General features: G+C 72.9%; 2 protein-coding genes and 1 pseudogene. 2 read left to right on the top strand and 1 reads right to left on the bottom strand.

What is annotated here, in order from left to right; all coding sequences use genetic code 11:
* Positions 1-565, bottom strand: a pseudogene (locus HW445_RS27005) (aminoglycoside phosphotransferase family protein); the annotation flags it as partial.
* A 240-nt stretch (positions 566-805) separates the two neighbouring features.
* Between HW445_RS27005 and HW445_RS27000 the strand changes: the two are divergent.
* Together HW445_RS27000 and HW445_RS26995 are read left to right on the top strand one after the other, a co-directional pair.
* Entirely contained in the window at positions 806-1,933 is a 1,128-nt protein-coding gene (locus tag HW445_RS27000; protein ID WP_180223491.1) for a peptidoglycan bridge formation glycyltransferase FemA/FemB family protein, read from the top strand.
* A 209-nt stretch (positions 1,934-2,142) separates the two neighbouring features.
* On the top strand, positions 2,143-2,406 hold a 264-nt coding region (locus HW445_RS26995; RefSeq protein ID WP_374939704.1), incomplete at its 3' end, for a hypothetical protein.

Here is a 2,406-nt window from a genome sequence, read left to right as displayed (position 1 = left end):
CGGCGGGGGCGAGGTGGACGGCGTTCTCGGCGAGGAGCCGCTCGAACAGCTCGGGCAGCGCGGTGGTCCGCGCGGTGGGCACCCCCAGCCCGGTCAGCACGTCGGTGTGCGCGGTGAGGGCCTGCTGCACCTGGGCGTAGTGCGGGAGGAGATCCTCCCAGGTCCGCGCGGCCTCCTCCGGCGCGGCCCCGGCGAGGACCTCGCGCAGGACGGGGCCTCCGTCCGGCAGCAGCGACCATCCGCGGTCGGTGTCCACGGCGAGGGGACGCAGCACGTGGTCCGGCACCAGGCGGCTCAGCGCCTCGCCGAGGCCCGCCTCGAAGAGGCTCGCGGGCGGGTTGGCCTTGAACCAGACCTGCGAGCCGTCGTCGGTGGCGACGCGGACCAGCACGGACCAGGGGCGCAGCCGCACCGTGCGGGTCGGGGCGGGACGCAGGCCGTGCGCCGCCAGTCCACGCGTGGTGAACTCCTCCACGGCGGTCCGCCAGTCGGCGTCGCCCCAGGGGGTGACGGCCTCCGGCCAGTCGCCCCGGTCGGTCGTGGTGTCGGTGGTCGTCCGTCGCATGCGGTCATTCCAGCAGGCCGGCACCGTCGCCCACCAGCGGTTTCCGCTGCCCCCCGGGCGGCCGGCGGGAGGAGCCCGGACGGCCGGCGCGCCCTCGGCTCCCAGGGCCGTTCCCGCGGAGTGTTGGTGCCCGGATCCGGCGGCGGTCTGCGCCTACCCTGCATCGTTCGTATCGGATGGTCATCGGGCCCGTCCGGGCGGCACGACCGCAGGCAGGCGGCCCGGGCAGGAGCGTGGCGTATGAGGTGCGAGGTTCGGGCGATCACCCGCGAGGAGCATCTGGACTTCGTCCGGGAGCGGCCGTCGGTGAGCCATCTGCAGGTGCCGGCCTGGGGCGGGGTGAAGGAGGACTGGCGTCCGCACAGCCTGGGCTGGTTCGGCGCGGACGGACGGCTGGTGGGGGCGGGGCTGGCGCTGCTGCGGCCGATGCCGGGCCTCGGGCGTTCGCTGGCCTACCTTCCGGAGGGCCCGGTCGTCGACTGGGACGACTCCGAGCTCTCCGACGGGTGGCTGCGGCCGATGCTGGACCACCTGAAGGGGCTGGGCGCGTTCACCGTGCGGATGGGCCCGCCGGTGGTGGCGCGGCGGTGGAGCGCGGAACGGGTGAAGGAGGCGATGCAGGACCCGGCGGCGCACCGGCTGGCGGACGCGGAGCCCAGCGCGCGGGAGGAGCGGGCCGAGCCGGTCGCCGAACGGCTGCGGCAGGCCGGCTGGCGGCGTCCGAGCGAGGACGGCGCCGGCGGATTCGCCCTCGGACAACCCCGCTACGTCTTCCAACTGCCATTGCGCGGGCGGTCGTTGGAGCAGATCCAGAACGGTTTCAACCAGCAGTGGCGGCGCAACGTCAAGAAGGCCGAGAAGGCAGGCGTCAAGGTCGTCGAAGGGGACGGCGAGGACCTGAGGGTCTTCCACGAGCTCTACCTGGAGACGGCCGGACGCGACGGCTTCGCACCGCGGCCGCTGGGCTACTTCCGCCGGATGTGGGAGGCACTGCGCGCGGAGGACCCCGGCCGGATGCGGCTCTACCTCGCCTCGCACGACGGCGAGACGCTGGCCGCGGCCACCATGCTGACCGTCGGGGAGCACGTCTGGTACTCCTACGGCGCCTCGACCTCGCGCCGCCGCGAGGTGCAGCCGAGCAACGCCCTGCAGTGGCGGATGATCTGCGACGCCCACGAGCGGGGCGCGGCCGTCTACGACCTGCGCGGCATCACCGACACCCTGGAGGACGGCGACCCGCTGCTCGGCCTGCTCCGGTTCAAGGTCGGCACCGGCGGCGAGGCGGTGGAGTACCTCGGCGAGTGGGAGTTCCCGCTCAACAAGGCGCTGCACAAGGCCTTCGGGATCTACCTGGCGGCCCGACGATGAACTCCGGGTGAGGATCCGGAGCATCGGCAGCTTTCCGCCACATCACACCTGGTCAACTTGATGTGACAAGTGGCCCATTGTCGGAAATCTGTGATCAACTTCTCCTCACAGTTCGGTCACCTGCAGGCATTCCGAGACACACAACGTCCCTATAGTGTCCCCGAGTTACCGCCCTGCCGCTGTGCCACGGCCTGCTGAGGAGTACACCGATGACCCTGTCCCGAGTCCGCTCGGTCGCGTTCGTCTGTGCGCTGACGAGCGGGGCGCTCGCCGGCGTGACAGCCTTCGCGGTCCCGGCGGACGGCTCGGACGCGCTTGTGTGGACCGTGTCCGGCGGCGGCGTCCTGCTGACCTTCACCGCCGGGCTCGCCGCCTGGTTCCGGTCCCGCGAGCTGCGCGCCGTCGAGCGGTACGCCGAACTCGAGGCGGACGCCGTCCGGTTCGCCGACACCACGCTCCCGGCCGCGATCGCC

This window comes from Streptomyces sp. UH6, from assembly GCF_013421635.1.
In the GTDB taxonomy this organism is placed as follows: domain Bacteria; phylum Actinomycetota; class Actinomycetes; order Streptomycetales; family Streptomycetaceae; genus Streptomyces; species Streptomyces abyssomicinicus.
Note: the sequence above shows the minus strand (reverse complement) of the source record. Positions and strands in the feature narration are given on the sequence as shown.